14 protein-coding genes, 1 pseudogene and 1 CRISPR repeat array are annotated in these 18215 nt (G+C 48.5%); of the genes and pseudogenes, 6 read left to right on the plus strand and 9 right to left on the minus strand.

Annotation, left to right across the window (positions count from 1 at the left end):
* Positions 1-41: 41 nt before the first annotated feature.
* On the minus strand, positions 42-827 hold the full coding sequence (locus ACJHW7_RS12115) for an SDR family oxidoreductase (protein ID WP_001618810.1): 786 nt from the start codon (positions 825-827) through the stop codon (positions 42-44).
* 318 nt (positions 828-1145) lie between these two features.
* Here ACJHW7_RS12115 and ACJHW7_RS12120 point away from each other — a divergent pair, with 318 nt between their 5' ends.
* Positions 1146-2423 (plus strand): MFS transporter, encoded by a 1278-nt coding sequence (locus ACJHW7_RS12120; RefSeq protein ID WP_021557146.1) that lies wholly within the window; start codon positions 1146-1148, stop codon positions 2421-2423.
* A 26-nt stretch (positions 2424-2449) separates the two neighbouring features.
* Positions 2450-3928, plus strand: a complete 1479-nt coding sequence (locus ACJHW7_RS12125; protein ID WP_021557147.1) for an FGGY-family carbohydrate kinase — start codon at positions 2450-2452, stop codon at positions 3926-3928.
* A 638-nt stretch (positions 3929-4566) separates the two neighbouring features.
* Positions 4567-5022: a CRISPR direct-repeat array (repeat unit 29 nt; unit sequence CGGTTTATCCCCGCTGGCGCGGGGAACTC).
* 338 nt (positions 5023-5360) lie between these two features.
* Here the strand turns inward: ACJHW7_RS12125 and queE are convergent.
* Positions 5361-6032, minus strand: a complete 672-nt coding sequence (gene queE / locus ACJHW7_RS12130; RefSeq protein ID WP_001199973.1) for a 7-carboxy-7-deazaguanine synthase QueE — start codon at positions 6030-6032, stop codon at positions 5361-5363.
* A 172-nt stretch (positions 6033-6204) separates the two neighbouring features.
* On the opposite strand from queE, the gene ACJHW7_RS12135 reads away from it, so the two are divergent.
* The 4 genes and pseudogenes from ACJHW7_RS12135 (at position 6205) to ACJHW7_RS12150 (ending at position 9776) form a co-directional block, all read left to right on the plus strand.
* Positions 6205-6807, plus strand: coding sequence for a LemA family protein (locus ACJHW7_RS12135; protein ID WP_000944226.1), 603 nt, complete (start codon positions 6205-6207; stop codon positions 6805-6807).
* A gap of 13 nt (positions 6808-6820) precedes the next feature.
* Positions 6821-7492: pseudogene (locus ACJHW7_RS12140) on the plus strand (TPM domain-containing protein); the annotation flags it as partial.
* A 236-nt stretch (positions 7493-7728) separates the two neighbouring features.
* Positions 7729-8877 (plus strand): TPM domain-containing protein, encoded by a 1149-nt coding sequence (locus ACJHW7_RS12145; RefSeq protein WP_021557149.1) that lies wholly within the window; start codon positions 7729-7731, stop codon positions 8875-8877.
* Complete coding sequence (locus ACJHW7_RS12150; RefSeq protein WP_001362297.1) at positions 8874-9776, plus strand: TPM domain-containing protein; 903 nt, start codon at positions 8874-8876, stop codon at positions 9774-9776. Before ACJHW7_RS12145 ends, ACJHW7_RS12150 begins: the two co-directional genes overlap by 4 nt.
* A gap of 59 nt (positions 9777-9835) precedes the next feature.
* Here the strand turns inward: ACJHW7_RS12150 and eno are convergent, their stop codons facing one another.
* From eno to rlmD, 7 genes are all read right to left on the minus strand, one after another.
* Entirely contained in the window at positions 9836-11134 is a 1299-nt protein-coding gene (gene eno, locus ACJHW7_RS12155) for a phosphopyruvate hydratase (RefSeq protein WP_000036723.1), read from the minus strand.
* A gap of 87 nt (positions 11135-11221) precedes the next feature.
* Positions 11222-12859 (minus strand): glutamine hydrolyzing CTP synthase, encoded by a 1638-nt coding sequence (pyrG, locus tag ACJHW7_RS12160; protein ID WP_000210878.1) that lies wholly within the window; start codon positions 12857-12859, stop codon positions 11222-11224.
* 227 nt (positions 12860-13086) lie between these two features.
* Positions 13087-13878 (minus strand): nucleoside triphosphate pyrophosphohydrolase, encoded by a 792-nt coding sequence (mazG, locus tag ACJHW7_RS12165; RefSeq protein ID WP_001071643.1) that lies wholly within the window; start codon positions 13876-13878, stop codon positions 13087-13089.
* A 70-nt stretch (positions 13879-13948) separates the two neighbouring features.
* Positions 13949-14284 carry an endoribonuclease MazF gene (mazF, locus tag ACJHW7_RS12170; RefSeq protein ID WP_000254745.1) on the minus strand — a complete coding sequence of 112 codons (336 nt, stop codon included), beginning with the start codon at positions 14282-14284 and terminating at the stop codon, positions 13949-13951.
* Complete coding sequence (gene mazE / locus ACJHW7_RS12175; RefSeq protein WP_021557150.1) at positions 14284-14532, minus strand: type II toxin-antitoxin system antitoxin MazE; 249 nt, start codon at positions 14530-14532, stop codon at positions 14284-14286. Before mazE ends, mazF begins: the two co-directional genes overlap by 1 nt.
* 77 nt (positions 14533-14609) lie before the next feature.
* Positions 14610-16844: a GTP diphosphokinase gene (gene relA / locus ACJHW7_RS12180; protein ID WP_000226815.1), complete on the minus strand. Its 2235-nt coding sequence runs from the start codon at positions 16842-16844 to the stop codon at positions 14610-14612.
* A gap of 47 nt (positions 16845-16891) precedes the next feature.
* On the minus strand, positions 16892-18193 hold the full coding sequence (rlmD, locus tag ACJHW7_RS12185) for a 23S rRNA (uracil(1939)-C(5))-methyltransferase RlmD (protein WP_021557151.1): 1302 nt from the start codon (positions 18191-18193) through the stop codon (positions 16892-16894).
* Positions 18194-18215 lie beyond the last annotated feature (22 nt).

Below are 18215 nucleotides of genomic sequence, written 5' to 3' on the forward strand. Positions count from 1 at the left end.
AATAATCATTAATAAGAGAAAACAGAAACCACCGTTATGGGTTAGCGCACTAAATAACCGCCATCGACCACTAATAAATGCCCGTTGACATAATTCGATGCCTGACTTGCGAGAAACACGGCTGCGCCCATTAAATCCTGAGTATCGCCCCAACGGTTTGCCGGAATATGATCAAGAACGCGCTGATTGGTTTCTGGATTACTGCGTGTCGCCAGCGTAATATCTGTTGCATAATAGCCAGGGGCGATACCATTTACCTGAATATTATATTGACCTAGTTCATCACAATAAGCTTTGGTGAATCCGGCAAGAGCATGTTTAGTGGCAGAATATGCAGGTGACCATTGTCCACCTAAGTAAGAGAACAATGAACAGATATTAATAATTTTACCGCTTTTCTGCGGGATCATAATTTTTGCCGCTTCGTAGCTTAACTCGAATGCGGCGGTCAGGTTCACATCAATCATCGGGTCCCAGTCGGCTCGACCAAAGTCCAGCACCTTATTCAGCTTACAAATACCGGCATTGTTAACCAGAATATCAACTGTTCCGAAACGCTCACAGCAAGCAGCGATAATCTTCTGCGGCGCGCCTTCTGCGGTGATATCCACCTGCATAAAATCAACTTCAACACCCTGTTTTTCAATCATTTCCTTTGTTTCGCCGTTATCTTTGACGAAGCTAGGAATAAAGACATTTGCGCCTGCTTTGGCCAACGCCATGGCAAATGCCTGGCCTAAACCGCTATTCCCGCCGGTAACAATTGCGGTTTTACCTTTCAGGGAGAAAAAATCCATTGAGAACGCATTGAGAGATTCGATTGACATAGTTAGCTCCAATTTCCGTAAGGCAAAAAAAAAGAAAGGTAACTTCCCCCGCGAGAGGGAAGTTACCTTTCTCATTATCTCTGGTAACTGGAGATAATTTTTAGCATAAGGGCATAACTGCTAATGTGATCGTAATCACAGTGTGATATTCGCATTATCAAATAGTTTTAAAAAGCAGAAGCGTGATTACTCTCACACAACACCTCTGCTTTCCATGTTATTTATTATTTCAATTACTAGAGACCTGAGAAAAGTAATCCACCTGAAAGGGCGGCTTACTTTTCTCTTTTTTTTGTCTATTACAAATGGGAATACGATATGCAACACAACTCATATCGCCGTTGGATAACCCTCGCGATAATTAGTTTTAGCGGCGGCGTTAGTTTCGACCTGGCTTATTTACGTTATATTTATCAAATTCCCATGGCGAAATTTATGGGATTCAGCAATACCGAGATAGGTTTAATAATGAGTACCTTTGGTATTGCAGCTATTATTCTTTATGCCCCCAGCGGCGTTATTGCTGATAAATTCTCACATCGCAAAATGATTACTTCCGCGATGATCATTACCGGATTACTGGGTCTGTTAATGGCAACGTATCCACCGCTGTGGGTAATGCTCTGTATTCAGGTCGCCTTTGCGATAACGACGATTTTAATGCTGTGGTCGGTGTCGATTAAAGCCGCATCGTTGCTTGGCGATCATAGCGAGCAAGGGAAAATTATGGGCTGGATGGAAGGGCTGCGCGGCGTCGGTGTAATGTCGCTGGCGGTGTTTACCATGTGGGTCTTTTCTCGCTTTGCACCGGATGACAGCGCCAGCCTGAAAACGGTCATTATCATCTACAGTGTGGTTTACATCTTGTTGGGGCTTCTGTGCTGGTTTTTTGTTAGCGATAACAACAACCTGCGCAGTGCCAATAACGAAGAAAAACAGTCATTCCAGCTTAGCGATATCCTGGCCGTTTTGCGTATCAGTACCACCTGGTATTGCAGCATGGTGATTTTTGGTGTCTTCACCATCTACGCCATTCTGAGTTACTCCACCAACTATCTGACCGAAATGTACGGCATGTCGCTGGTGGCGGCGAGCTACATGGGGATTGTGATCAACAAAATCTTCCGCGCGCTGTGCGGCCCACTTGGCGGCATAATCACCACCTACAGCAAAGTGAAATCCCCTACCCGCGTGATCCAAATCCTTTCCGTACTCGGCCTGCTGGCGTTAACTGCCCTGCTCGTCACGAACTCTAACCCGCAATCGGTCGCGATGGGGATTGGCCTGATTTTACTGCTGGGATTCACCTGTTACGCCTCACGCGGGCTGTACTGGGCCTGCCCTGGCGAAGCGAGAACACCGTCTTACATTATGGGCACCACGGTAGGTATTTGCTCGGTGATTGGATTCCTGCCGGATGTCTTCGTTTACCCAATTATCGGCCACTGGCAAGACACCCTGCCCGCAGCAGAAGCCTACCGCAATATGTGGCTGATGGGCATGGCGGCGCTTGCCATGGTGATTGTCTTTACCTTTTTGCTGTTCCAAAAAATTCGTACTGCTGATAGCGCCCCCGCAATGGCTAGCAGCAAGTAAGCCAGGAAAATTACAGGAGAAAAATCATGTCGAAGAAATACATCATAGGGATTGATGGCGGAAGTCAGAGCACAAAAGTGGTGATGTACGATCTGGAAGGTAACGTGGTTTGCGAAGGCAAAGGTTTATTGCAGCCGATGCACACGCCAGATGCCGATACCGCAGAACATCCTGACGACGATTTATGGGCATCATTATGTTTTGCCGGTCACGATTTGATGAGTCAGTTTGCCGGGAATAAAGAAGATATTGTCGGTATTGGTCTGGGATCCATCCGTTGCTGCCGTGCGTTATTGAAAGCCGATGGCACGCCAGCTGCGCCATTGATTAGCTGGCAGGATGCACGCGTAACGCGTCCCTACGAACACACTAATCCTGACGTGGCCTATGTCACCTCTTTTTCGGGTTATCTGACGCATCGCTTAACCGGCGAGTTTAAAGACAATATCGCCAACTATTTTGGTCAGTGGCCGGTGGATTATAAGACCTGGGCATGGAGTGAAGATGCTGCGGTAATGGATAAGTTTAATATCCCCCGTCATATGCTGTTTGATGTGCAAATGCCTGGCACCGTCCTTGGACAGATCACACCACAAGCCGCACTGGCGACACATTTCCCGGCAGGACTGCCGGTTGTTTGTACCACCAGTGATAAACCGGTAGAAGCTCTGGGGGCCGGATTACTGGATGATGAAACTGCGGTAATTTCTCTTGGCACTTACATCGCATTGATGATGAACGGCAAAGCCTTGCCGAAAGATCCGGTGGCGTACTGGCCGATTATGTCTTCTATTCCGCAAACATTGCTGTATGAAGGTTACGGTATTCGCAAAGGCATGTGGACGGTGAGCTGGCTGCGCGACATGTTAGGCGAGTCGTTAATTCAGGATGCCAGGGCGCAGGATCTTTCACCGGAAGATTTACTCAACAAGAAAGCCTCTAGTGTGCCACCTGGCTGTAATGGGCTGATGACGGTGCTGGACTGGCTGACCAATCCGTGGGAACCGTACAAACGCGGGATTATGATCGGCTTTGATTCCAGCATGGATTACGCATGGATATATCGTTCGATACTGGAAAGCGTGGCGCTGACGCTGAAGAACAATTACGACAATATGTGTAATGAAATGAATCACTTTGCGAAGCATGTAATCATTACTGGCGGCGGTTCGAACAGCGATCTGTTTATGCAGATTTTTGCCGACGTGTTCAACCTTCCGGCACGACGTAACGCCATTAACGGTTGTGCAAGCCTGGGGGCAGCGATTAATACAGCGGTAGGTCTGGGGCTATACCCGGATTACGCAACGGCTGTCGATAAAATGGTTCGCGTGAAAGATATCTTTATACCGATTGAGAGCAATGCCAAACGCTACGACGCGATGAATAAAGGCATTTTCAAAGACCTAACCAAACATACTGATGTGATTCTGAAAAAATCGTATGAAGTGATGCATGGGGAATTGGGAAATGCGGATTCGATCCAGAGCTGGTCGAATGCGTAAGTGAGGAAGGCCGGGCGGGAAACAGCCCGGCCTGAACATACCTGAATGGTTATCCCCGCTGACGCGGGGAACATAAGTTCGACAACTTAAAAAATGATAACAAGTCCGGTTTATCCCCGCTGATGCAGGGAACATAATAAAAACTTTAACTAGTTCGGTTTATCCCTGTTTTTACAAGGAATATTAACTACACTCGATGTCTTTAGAATAAAAGACAATACGAATCGCACTTTATCAATTTACACTTAAAGTATGAACTGGATATCTTTATTCATAAGAACCATTCATCAACAGCGTATAGAGGCGGTTATGTAAAACCACTCATTAGCCTCAAAACAAAGACAAATTTCCAGATTTATTACTTAATCAATGAATAACAAGCTTAAAAAACACACTGTTATTCTAAAGAAAAAATTAACAGGCATTAATTAATATTAAAAAAAATAATACATTAAAATTTCTTAACGGTTTAAGGATTATACAAATAACACTTTGATTAAATTTGATTTTTTGTATCGATAATTGTGAACTTATCTGGCATGGGGAACTATTTTGAACATGAGGTGTTACGTGGATATGTTGCTTATTACGAGTACTGCTAATATAAAAACTTGAGAAAGAGATAACGGGTTATATGGTGGTTTATCCCCACTGGCGCGGGGAACTTGAGCCCTGCCAGAATGGGGCCTCTTTTGTACCCGGTTTATCCCCGCTGCCGCGGGGAACTCCAGATGACCCGCGTTGTTACGAACAAACTCAACGGTTTATCCCCGCTGGCGCGGGGAACTCTGGTGATCCCGCAATCCACGACAAAATACTGGCGGTTTATCCCCGCTGGCGCGGGGAACTCGGGGCCGCCGTGTTCACATTTGCCTAATTTCCCGGTTTATCCCCGCTGGCGCGGGGAACTCGATCGCCTGCTCCAGCGTCACTCCCTGCCCCTCGGTTTATCCCCGCTGGCGCGGGGAACTCTAATCCGATATCAGTGGGCGCCGCTTTACTGACGGTTTATCCCCGCTGGCGCGGGGAACTCACACCGCAAGGCCTGACGAGAAATCGCCAGGCCGGTTTATCCCCGCTGGCGCGGGGAACTCTCTAAACATAACCTATTATTAATTAATGATTTTTTAAGCCAGTCACAATCTACCAACTTTACAGTATCACACAAACAACACATCCATTATGTTAAAGAGCACTTAACCAATTGATTAAAAAGGTAAATATTTAAAATAACTCTATACAAACTAAAATCTACCAAACTTTACCGCAATAATTTTCACTCCAGCGAAAAATTAACGCCACAGAATTTGTAGAGAATGATAATGATTAGTTCAGGATGGGCAAAATGGAGGTTTTTCAGAGACGACAAAGAATATAAATGAGTAGAAGTCTTTACAGGTTCCACCCATTTATAACGCTTATAAATGTTTAATCAGGCAATATTTAAATATTTATGGGTTTGCATCGACAAACGCCAATTACGCGCAATGCAGGTTTCAATGCACAAACGTGTGGCATCATCCTTTTGGCTAATCGGCTGCAGTGCAATGACTCGCGGTTTATCATCGGTCAGCGTCGCCAAAAGTTCATCCAGTGCTTCAATATCACGTACGCGCCCCACTGGATGCTTGATTTCGTTGGCTCGCTCCAGTGCCTGTGACAACACTTCATAGCCGCCGCGCATGTTCAGCTTTGGCGATACGGTAACCCAGGTATTCGGTGTGCAGCGTACCTCATGAGTACCACTGGTTTCGATCTGGCAGCTAAAACCGTTCTTTTCGAGCAGGTCAGTCAGTGGCAGCAAATCATGAATGCAAGGCTCACCACCCGTAATCACCACATGCCGCGCGGTATATCCCTGGCGACCAATGACAGCCAGCAAGTCTTCACTGCTCGCCGCCCCCCACTTATCACTCTCTTTGGTCTTCGCCAGAATGCTGAAAAGGGAGACTTCCCGATCCTCAAGCTTTTCCCAGGTGTGTTTGGTGTCGCACCAGGCACAGCCAACCGGGCATCCCTGTAAACGAATAAAAATGGCGGGGACGCCGGTAAAGTAACCCTCACCTTGCAGGGTCTGGAACATCTCGTTAATCGGGTACTGCATAGCATTCTCTGTGAAGTGGATAATTGTTAATTATTGCAGATCCTGCCACAACAATCATGTCTTATTAACATTCTGTTACAGGCAGGTTTATGGCAAAAAGTGGATTAGATCATAAAGAATAAAATGAAGCAGAGTATTATGTTTTAAGGAATTAATTAAAAGGGATTTAAACATGCTCAGAATATTCATCGTAATTATATTTATTTTCAATTTATCAGGCTGTGGATATAACGATATTCAAACCTATGATGAGCAGGTTAACGCCTCCTGGTCTGAGGTATTGAATCAATATCAACGTCGCGCCGATCTTATTCCTAATCTTGTCGCCAGCATTAAAGGTTATTCCAGCCATGAACGAGATGTACTGGAAGCCGTAACATTGGCTCGTAGCCAGGCTAATCGCGCCAGTAGCGATCTTCAGCAAACTCCGGGAGATGAACAAAAATTACAAGCCTGGCAACAGGCTCAAGCGCAGGTGACTCGCACTCTCGGTCAGTTAACGATAATTAGTGAGCGTTACCCTGAGTTAAAATCTCAGGAACTCTATCAAAACTTAATGGTACAGCTCGAAGGAAGTGAAAATAGAATTGCCGTTGCGCGAGGAAGATATATTAAAGCCATTGAACAATATAATGTCACTATCCGCAAATTCCCCGCTGTATTAACCGCAAAGGTCATGGATTACACGCCAAAGAAAAATTATTTACCGGATGATGTCGCCGCAGTAAGTAAAGCCCCAACAATAGATTTTAGCCAGAATGCTAATGCTCATTAAGCGGGGAAGTTCTGTGCGAAATTTTATCTTCCTTATGGCTTTCTTCTGTTCATCTGTGTTTGCCACACAAATTCCAGTACCTGAATCCCCCAAGTATGTGAATGACTTAACCGGCACATTAACAAACAGCGAAGTAAACACCCTGACCAACCAGATTAAAGCCCTGACGCAAAAAAACCACGCACAGTTGGTCGTGTTAGTGGTTGATACAACAGGCGATGAAACCATCGAGCAGTACGCAACGCGGGTATTCGATAGCTGGAAACCGGGTGATAAAGACAGCGATGATGGCGTTCTACTGTTAGTCGCCTGGCAGGATCATACCGTGCGTATTGAAATCGGTTACGGACTGGAAGGTATTATTACGGATGCGCAGTCCGGGCAAATTATTCGCAACAGTATTATTCCGGCATTTAAAAATGGTGATCTTGCTGGCGGCTTGCAAAAGGGACTCAGCGATATTGAAAACCGTTTGGCAGGGAATAATTTAGCGACGATAGCACCGGCCGATCACCCTTTACCTTTTAGCGGTTGGTGGGCCTTGTTAGCCTGGGCGATAGTACTGACGTTTATTTCTGCCAGAGGATATATCAAAACGCTGGGAGTAATTTGCTTCGCAGCTATTGTACTGGCCTTTGTTTTACCTATAGCAGGTTTCAGCGGAAGCTGGGGAGTACTCACAACATTACTCTGCTTCGCCACACCGTTCCTGGCTGTCGCCATCGCTTTTACCCCCTTCGGCAAAAAAGTTCGGGATTTGATGCGTGATGCCAACCAGCCATCACGCCATACAAGAAGCAATTCTTTCTCCCACTATTCATCATCGTCATCCTCTTCATTCGACAATGACAATTTTAGCGGTGGTGGCGGTTCATCTGGTGGCGGTGGCGCTTCCGGGCGCTGGTAACAAAAGGAATTGATATGCGTATTTTTCTCTTACTTCTGATGCTATGCGGTTTTCAGGTATTCGCTGAACGATTGCCTTCAGTGACTGACTTAACCGGGACATTAACGACAGAAGAACAAACTGCTTTAACTCAACAATTACAGACTCTCGAGCAGCAAAACCACTTCCAGGTGGCCGTGTTGGTTACGCCGACCACAGGGGGCAAAAACATTAAACTTGCAGCCTCGCAGAGATACGGGGTATATCACTGGAAACCCGTTGGAGAGAAGCGATATGGCGAAGGTATCTTAATTCTCGTCGTATGGCCGGAAGGGCTGGCGTCAATGAAGATTGGACATGGACTGGAACAGATGTTGCCGCCGGAACAAGCTGCGCAAATTGTTCGTTACCATATGCAGCCAGAATTCGAAAAAAACAATCTCTTTGCTGGATTAACGGGCGGAATTGAAAGCATCGCACAGTTTACCCATATCAAAGCGAACCTTAGCCCTTTGGATGCTTTAGCCAATCATCTGTTTGCTAATCCGCAACGTTCGCTGCCATGTCTTGCCTGGACACTGCTGATGATCGTTGCCATCGTTGTCCTCTGGCGATTTGCCAGCCGCCCACGGCGTGGCATATGGATGATATCGATGATTACCCCTATGGTCTGGTTTTTCTCCTTTCAGGACGATGTCATCATTCGGCGGGTGTCGATCGTTTGTTTTAGTTTATTGTTAGCAACAACCTGCAAGCAGCGTCTCGCGGTAGTTTTTAATTTGTGCCGCGTATTTCCTATGATGCTGGCCCCAAAAAATAAAAACGCTAAAGTGAAAAAACAAAAGAAGACTCCGCAGGTTCGTGAATCAGGACGAAATTCATTGTTTGTCGTGATGCTGATAATTATTGTGGGATGGTGCCTGGTGTTCGCCAGTATTAAAGATATTGCATTCATCTCAACAATTATTGGGTTAATTGATCATTTTATCGGTCCAATAACCATTGCTGGCATCGTTCTGCTGATCATTGTGGCCAAATTTACTGGCAATCTTAAGCTGGGATCAGGAGAAAAAAGCAACAGGAAAACGGGGAATCGTAATGCTCACTCTCGCTCTTCGTCGAGAAATTCTTTCCGCGGTGGTGGCGGTTCTTCAGGAGGCGGCGGTTCATCCGGCCGTTGGTGATCGTAATGCGCTTAATCTTTATTCTATTCACTTTGTGGTGTCTTCCTGGGCTTGCCCAGCAAATTGCTGTGCCGGAACTGCGCCAACAGGTGACCGATATTACTGGTACGTTAAGCACTTCTGAACAACAATCACTGACACAGCAACTGCAGGATATTACACATAAAACACGGGCGCAGGTCGCTGTATTAGTAGTGCCGTCCACCGGAGACGATTCCATTGAACAATATGCTACAAGGGTTTTTGATAGCTGGAAACTGGGAGATAAGCAGAGAAACGATGGTATTTTACTTCTGGTTGCCTGGGAGGATCATGCTGTTCGTATTGAGGTTGGCTACGGGCTGGAAGGGGTGGTTACCGACCTGCAAGCGGCGAAGATTATCAGGGATATATTGATCCCTGCCTTCAAAAGTGATGACCTGATGGGTGGATTAACACTGGCAAGCGAAAATATCGGCGCGCTTCTGTTAAATGGTGAATTACCGGAAGACAGGGGGGATTATTACAGTATCAATCCCCCTATTCCATTATCGCTTGCTGTAATTATATTGCTGGCGGTACTTTCATATTTTATTGTTTTTACCGATCCGTCGAATTTACCCTGGATCACTCTCACTGGCGCCATTTACGGGATGGTATTCCTCTATGTTGCCGAGCCAGGACCATGGACCAATTTAATCGTTGCCTGCGGTATGTTAACGCCTTTTGCGATCGTACCACTGGTTATTTTTTGGCTTATCGTCAATAAAAAGCTACGCGCCAAATACAAAAAACTCAGTAAAGAAAGAGCTTCAAGAAAAGGTTCTTCTTCATCCTCTTCCGGTGGAGGCTCAAGTGGCGGCGGATTTAGCGGCGGGGGCGGTTCTTCTGGAGGTGGCGGCGCATCCGGCCGCTGGTAACTCAACCATAAAAAATGCCAGCCCGGAGGCTGGCATTTTTAAATCAGATAAAGTCAGTCTTATGCCTGGCCTTTGATCTCTTTACGACCGTTGTACGGTGCTTTTTCGCCCAGAGCTTCTTCGATACGAATCAGCTGGTTGTATTTAGCAACACGGTCAGAACGGCTCATAGAACCAGTTTTGATCTGGCCTGCAGCAGTACCAACAGCCAGGTCAGCGATGGTAGCGTCTTCAGTTTCGCCAGAACGGTGAGAGATAACTGCAGTGTAGCCAGCATCTTTCGCCATCTTGATTGCAGCCAGAGTTTCGGTCAGAGAACCGATCTGGTTGAATTTGATCAGGATGGAGTTAGCGATACCTTTTTCGATACCTTCTTTCAGGATCTTGGTGTTGGTTACGAACAGGTCGTCACCAACCAGCTGGATTTTGTCGCCCAGAACTTTGGTCTGGTATGCGAAACCGTCCCAGTCAGATTCGTCCAGACCGTCTTCGATAGAAACGATCGGGTACTGTTTGGTCAGTTCTTCCAGGAAGTGAGTGAATTCTTCAGAGGTGAACGCTTTGTTGCCTTCGCCAGCCAGAACGTATTTACCGTCTTTGTAGAATTCAGAAGCTGCGCAGTCCATCGCCAGAGTGATGTCTTTGCCCAGTTCATAACCAGCAGCTTTAACAGCTTCAGCGATAACAGCCAGAGCTTCAGCGTTGGAACCCAGGTTCGGCGCATAGCCACCTTCGTCACCAACAGCAGTGTTCATGCCTTTCGCTTTCAGAACTTTTGCCAGGTGATGGAAAACTTCAGAACCCATGCGGATGGCTTCTTTCACAGTTTTCGCGCCAACCGGCTGAATCATGAATTCCTGGATATCAACGTTGTTGTCAGCGTGCTCACCACCGTTGATGATGTTCATCATCGGAACCGGCATGGAGTATTTGCCCGGAGTGCCGTTCAGTTCAGCGATGTGCTCGTACAGCGGCATACCTTTAGCAGCTGCAGCAGCTTTGGCGTTAGCCAGAGATACAGCCAGGATTGCGTTCGCGCCGAATTTGGATTTGTTTTCGGTGCCGTCCAGGTCGATCATGATCTTGTCAATGCCAGCCTGATCTTTAGCATCTTTGCCAATCAGCGCCTGAGCGATCGGGCCGTTTACCGCAGCAACAGCTTTGGTTACGCCTTTACCCAGGAAACGGGATTTGTCGCCATCGCGCAGTTCCAGAGCTTCACGGGAACCAGTAGAAGCACCTGACGGAGCAGCTGCCATACCGACGAAACCACCCTCCAGATGTACTTCGGCTTCAACAGTCGGGTTACCACGGGAGTCGATGATTTCACGACCGATGATTTTTACGATTTTGGACATTAGGTTTTCCTCAAGTCACTAGTTAAACTGAAACTCCAGACAAACAACGCGTACCCAGGGTACGCGTTGCCGTTCTAACTTTTTTACTTACTTCGCCTGACGTTTCTGGAACTCGCTGGCGGCTTTCACAAAGCCTGCAAACAGCGGGTGACCATCACGTGGAGTAGAAGTAAACTCCGGATGGAACTGGCAAGCCACGAACCACGGGTGATTCGGAACTTCGATGATCTCGACCAACTGATCATCCCCGGAACGGCCCGCAACGCGCAGACCTGCATCTTCAATCTGTTTCAACAGCATGTTGTTGACTTCGTAACGGTGACGATGACGCTCAACAATTGTCGGCGCATTGTACAACTGGCGAACCAGGCTATCGTCAACCAACTGGCACTGCTGTGCGCCGAGACGCATGGTACCGCCGAGATCGCTCTTCTCGCTACGAACTTCAACGTTGCCGTTTTCATCGCGCCACTCGGTAATCAGCGCCACAACCGGGTACTTACAGTCTGGCACAAATTCCGTAGAGTTGGCGTTCTCCATGTTGGCAACATGGCGAGCGTAATCAATTAACGCCACCTGCATACCCAGGCAAATGCCCAGATAAGGAATATTGTTCTCACGCGCAAAACGCGCGGTCGTAATCATGCCTTCTACGCCACGATAGCCGAAACCGCCAGGTACGAGGATTGCGTCCAGACCTTTAAGGATTTCAACGCCGCGCGTTTCAACATCTTGTGAATCGATCAGTTTGATGTTGACGCTGACACGATTCTTCAGCCCACCGTGTTTCAGTGCTTCGATCACGGATTTATAAGCATCCGGCAGTTCAATGTACTTGCCGACCATACCGATGGTGACTTCACTTACCGGATTCGCTTCTTCGAAGATAACCTGTTCCCATTCGGACAGATTCGCTTCCGGGCAGTTTAAGCTGAATCGTTTACAAATATAATCGTCCAGCCCCTGAGATTTCAACAGGCCCGGAATTTTATAGATGGAATCGACGTCTTTCAGAGAAATAACCGCTTTTTCCGGAACATTACAGAACAATGCAATCTTCGCACGTTCGTTCGCCGGAACGGCGCGATCTGAACGACAAATCAGGATATCAGGCTGGATACCGATGGAGAGCAGCTCTTTTACAGAGTGCTGAGTCGGTTTGGTTTTGACTTCACCAGACGCCGCCATGTACGGCACCAGCGTCAGGTGCATAAACAGGGTGTGCTCACGGCCAATTTCAACAGCCATCTGGCGAATCGCTTCGAGGAACGGCAGGGATTCGATATCACCTACAGTACCGCCGATTTCGACCAGTACTACGTCATGACCTTCGCCGCCTTCCAGCACACGCTCTTTGATAGCGTTTGTGATGTGCGGAATAACCTGTACGGTTGCGCCGAGGTAGTCGCCGCGGCGTTCTTTACGCAGAACGTCAGAGTAGATACGACCCGTGGTGAAGTTGTTGCGGCGGCTCATTTTGGTACGAATGAAACGCTCGTAGTGCCCCAGGTCCAGGTCGGTTTCAGCGCCGTCTTCAGTAACGAACACTTCCCCGTGTTGGATTGGGCTCATAGTACCTGGATCGACGTTGATGTACGGATCCAGTTTCATGATGGTCACATTGAGGCCACGGGCTTCAAGAATGGCTGCGAGGGAGGCTGCGGCAATGCCTTTACCCAGAGAGGATACGACCCCGCCGGTCACAAAAATATAGTTCGTTGTCATGCTGAACCTGAGAAGTTAGGTTGAAAAGACGATGGAATAACCAGGACGGGAAAGCAGTATACCCGAACATGACCTGTGCCACAAACTTTCATTATCCCTCCTCTTCGCCAGCGCACTATTGAAATCAGGAGTGAGAAAATAGCCCCTTTGGGGTAAATGTTTTTGACGCAAATCAAGCGCTTGTCATTTAAAAAATGACACAAATGGCGCTTGACCGCGTAATTCCCTTAGAGATCAATTTCCTGCCGTTTTACCTGTTGCCAGACTTCTTCCATTGTTTCGAGGTCAACACCTGTCATTTCCAATCCACGCGCGGCAACAATACGCTCCACTTCGCGAAAACGACGCTCGAATTTTTCGTTCGCTTTTTGCAATGCGATTTCCGCTTTTGTCCCTAAATGACGAGCCAGATTGACCGTGGCAAACAGCAGGTCACCCATTTCCTCCTCCAGTTTAGCCTGGTCGATAACAGCCTGCCGTGCCTCGTACATCACCTCGTCGATCTCTTCGTAGACTTTATCAACCACTGGGCCAAGCGTCGTCCAGTCGAAGCCAACGTTGGCGCAACGTTTCTGGATTTTTTGCGCACGCATTAAAGCCGGTAAACTACGAGGAATATCGTCCAGCGCCGAATGCTGCGCTTTCTGCGCGCGCTCTTCGGTTTTGATTTGCTCCCAACGGGCAAGCACTTCACTACTGTTTTCGGCAGAACTATCAGCAAAAACATGCGGATGGCGACGCTCTAATTTATCGCTAATAGCAGCGCAAATATCATTAAAGTCAAAGCGCCCTTCTTCCTGAGCCATTTGCGCGTAAAACACCACCTGGAATAGCAGATCGCCCAGTTCACCGCGAAGATCGTCAAAATCTTCACGGGCGATGGCGTCCAGCACTTCGTAGGTTTCTTCAAGGGTGTAAGGCGCAATGGTGGCAAATGTCTGCTCTTTATCCCACGGGCAGCCGTTTTCCGGATCGCGCAGGCGCTGCATAATAGTGAGCAAACGGTCGATTTGATTCATTGAATTGTCCTGAAAATTGCGGGTCTGTCAGGTGGAAACCTGTGACCAGAATAGAAGTGAGTTAGTAACACTACCCAATCAGTACGTTAATTTTGGCTTTAATGAGTTGTAATTCCTCTGGGGCAACTGTTCCTTTCTTCGTTGCTCCTCTTGCCCGCCAGGCGATACTTTTTACCTGATCAGCTAACGCTACGCCATCACGTTCCTGACCGGATAAAACAACTTCGAACGGATATCCTTTTGATTGCGTTGTATAAGGAACACACAGACACATACCTGTTTTGTTGTTGTACATGAAAGGACTCAGGACAACAGCTGGACGATGTCCAGCTTGCTCGCTACCTTTTGTCGGGTCAAAATCAACCCAAATCAGATCGCCCATATCGGGTACGTATCGGCTTACCATTACCAGACTTCCTTATCTTTCGGCTCTCCCCAGTCGATATTCTCGTGGAGGTTTTCCGGCGTGATGTCGTTGACCAGTTCAGCAAGCGTAAATACGGGCTCTTTACGCACTGGCTCAATAATTAATTTGCCATCCACCAGGTCAATCTTCACTTCATCATCAATATTCAGATTGAGCGCCTGCATTAACGTAACCGGGATCCGCACCGCCGGTGAATTTCCCCAACGCTTTACGCTACTGTGGATCATAACCCTTTCCTCAAACCGCTATCATATGTAGATACAGTATATATCAATCTACATTGTAGATACGAGCAAATTTCGGCCTAACTCCCGTGCAACCGACGCGCGTCGATAACATCCGGCACCTGGTTGAGTTTACCCAGCACGCGCCCCAGCACTTGCAGGTTGTAAATCTCAATGGTCATGTCGATGGTCGCCAGTTGCTGTTTGGTGTCGCTACGGCTGGCAACGCCAAGCACGTTCACCTTCTCGTTGGCGAGAATGGTCGTGATATCACGTAACAACCCACTACGATCATTAGCCACCACGCGGACCACCAGCGAATATCCGGCGGAGTAGCTCTCACCCCATACCGCGTCAACAATGCGTTCTGGCGCATGGGAGCGCAGTTCCGCCAGTTGTTCGCAATCGGCGCGGTGTACTGAAATACCGCGCCCCTGGGTAATGAAGCCGACAATCTCATCTCCAGGAATCGGCTGGCAGCAGCGCGCGATGTGGTGCATCAGGTTGCCAACACCTTCGACCACCACGCGACCGTTATCTTTACTGCGGTTTTGCGGCGTGTAGCTTTTTTGCTGAAGTTGCTTCAGCGCGGCGGCGTCCTGCTCTTCGGCACTCGGCTTATTAAATTGCGATTGCAGGAAGTTCACCATCTGATTGAGACGGATATCCCCGCCACCAATCGCCGCCAGCAACTCGTCGACATCATTAAAGTTGTAACGCGGCAGCAGATGTTTTTCTGCTTCTTTCAGGCTGATCCCCAGATGTTCCAGCTCGTCGTCAAGGATTTGCCGCCCAGCCAGAATGTTTTTGTCACGGTCCTGTTTACGGAACCAGGCGTGAATTTTCGAACGCCCACGGCTGGTTGTGACGTAACCGAGGTTTGGGTTTAACCAGTCACGGCTGGGGTTCGGCTGTTTCTGGGTGATAATTTCAATCTGGTCGCCCATCTGCAGCTGGTAGGTGAACGGCACAATGCGCCCGCCAATTTTTGCCCCGATGCAGCGGTGTCCGACATCACTGTGGATGTGGTAAGCGAAGTCCAGCGGCGTTGATCCCGCAGGCAAATCAACGACATCACCTTTCGGCGTAAAGACATACACCCGGTCGTCAAAGACCTGGCTGCGTACTTCGTCGAGCATTTCGCCGGAATCAGCCATCTCTTCCTGCCACGCAATCAGTTTACGCAGCCAGGCAATCCGGTCTTCATGTCCCGAACGTGCGCCGCCAGCTGCCGCGCCCTCTTTATATTTCCAGTGCGCAGCAACACCCAACTCTGCATCTTCATGCATCTGTTTGGTGCGGATTTGGATCTCAACGGTTTTGCCACCTGGCCCCAGAACCACGGTATGAATAGACTGATAACCGTTTGGTTTCGGGTTAGCGACATAATCGTCAAACTCATCCGGCAGGTGGCGATAGTGAGTGTGCACTATCCCCAGTGCGGCATAACAATCCTGTAAACGCTCGGCGACAATACGTACCGCACGCACATCAAACAGCTCATCGAAGGCGAGGTTCTTTTTCTGCATTTTGCGCCAGATACTGTAGATGTGTTTCGGACGACCATACACTTCAGCTTTAACGCCTTCAGCTTTCATCTCAGCGCGCAGATGGCCGACAAACTCTTCGATATAGTGTTCGCGGTCGAGACGGCGTTCATGCAGCAGTTTTGCGATGCGTTTGTATTCGGTCGGGTGGAGATAACGGAAGCAGTAATCTTCCAGCTCCCATTTCAGTTGCCCAATCCCAAGACGGTTCGCCAACGGCGCGTAGATATTGGTGCACTCTTTTGCCGCCAGTACGCGTTCATCTTCCGGCGCATCTTTTACTTCGCGCAGATGAGCAATACGCTCCGCCAGTTTGATGACCACGCAGCGAAAATCATCGACCATCGCCAATAACATCCGGCGAACGTTATCGACCTGTTCGGAGGAAACAGAATCAGTGTGCGTCGCTTTCAGCTGGCGGATCGCCGCCATATCACGCACGCCGTGAATAAGGTTAACGACCGACTTACCGACGCTCTCACGCAGCACATCTTCGCTGACTACGTTGGCATCAGCCAGAGGGAACAGCAGCGCCGCCCGCAGCGTGTCAATGTCCATACTTAATGTCGAGAGGATCTCCACCATCTCAACACCACGCCACAATAACAGACTGGCATCCGGATGCCCCTGCGTCTGTTGCAGACAATACGCCCAGGTTTCGGCTAAGCACTCACACGACTTCTGGCTGGTAATACCCAGACTTGCGATCCATTTTTCCGGATCAAATTCACCAGCCTTATTGATATGTGCACTTCTTACCGCAACCATCGTCCTCTCCTTTAGGGACCAGACCTGCCGAAATCGGCAAATCGCAACTATTTAACGCGCGAGAAAAGTACCATCGATTCCAGATGTCCCGTGTGTGGGAACATATCCAGCATCGCCAGTCGCGCAATGGTATATCCTGCTTTTAATAACGCTTCGCTATCCCGAGCCAGCGTTGCAGGGTTACAGGATACATAAACTATACGAATAGGTTCCAGTTTTATAATTTGCTGCATAACACCTGCGGCACCTGCTCGCGCCGGGTCCAGCAACACTTTATCGAAGCCGTTTTTCGCCCACGGCTGCTTTGTGACATCTTCTTCAAGATTTTCATGATAAAACGTCACATTCTGTAAGCCATTAAGACGCGCATTCTGCTGGCCTTTTTCCACCAGCGCCGGAACACCTTCTACACCCACCACACTGGCTGCTTGTGTCGCCAATGGCAGTGTAAAGTTGCCCATACCGCAGAACAGATCCAGTACGCGATCTTCAGGTTGCACATCCAGCCATTCCAACGCACGCGCTACCATTTTTTGGTTCACACCCGCATTGACCTGAATAAAATCGCGCGGGCTAAAAGTTAAGCGCAACCCGTTTGAGTCATACCAGGGCATCTCACCAGAGACGGTTTCGAGTATCTCACTATCGGGGGCGAGATACAGATCCAGGCCTTCAGAATGCGAAAAGCGTTCCAGTTTTTCGCGATCTGCCGAACTTAGCGGTGCGGTATGGCGCAAAATCATCAGCGTGCCGCTGGTTGCCTGTACTAGTTCAACATGACCAAGATGGCGCATAGCTTGTAAGCTGCCCAGGCATGCCCTGACTTTGGGCAGCAATGCTTCAAGTTGGGGCACTAAAATGGGGCATTGTTTAACGTCGACAATGTCACTGGAGCCCGCTTTGCGAAACCCCATCTGAAGTTGCTGTGTTTTCGGTAAGTAGTTCAGACTTAAACGCGCGCGACGGCGATAGCCCCAGGGAACATCGGCGATCACTTCAGAGACTTCGTGTTTCATTAATCGGGCGAGTGCCGCACTTTTGCTTCGCTGCTGTAAATCCACGCTGGCGTGTTGTTGCTGACAGCCGCCGCATACGCCAAAATGAGGACAGCGTGGCGTTTCGCGTTCCGGGCTATCGCTTAACCGGCGTACGACTTTAGCGCGGGAATACTGTTTTTTATCTTCAGTAACAGTAACTTCCGCGTTTTCCTGCGGCAATAATCCGGGGATAAATAGCGTTTTGCCGTTATGTCGCGCCACGCCCTGACCAAAAGAGTCGAGGTCGTTGACTGAAACGGTTATGATCTGACGCGTCGTCGTGCGTCGTTTTGCAGAGTAGAATTGCGCCATTGGCGAGACTTTCTCAATTTAA

The sequence above is a fragment of the Escherichia sp. WS1152 genome, assembly GCF_046487665.1.
GTDB lineage: Bacteria > Pseudomonadota > Gammaproteobacteria > Enterobacterales > Enterobacteriaceae > Escherichia > Escherichia coli.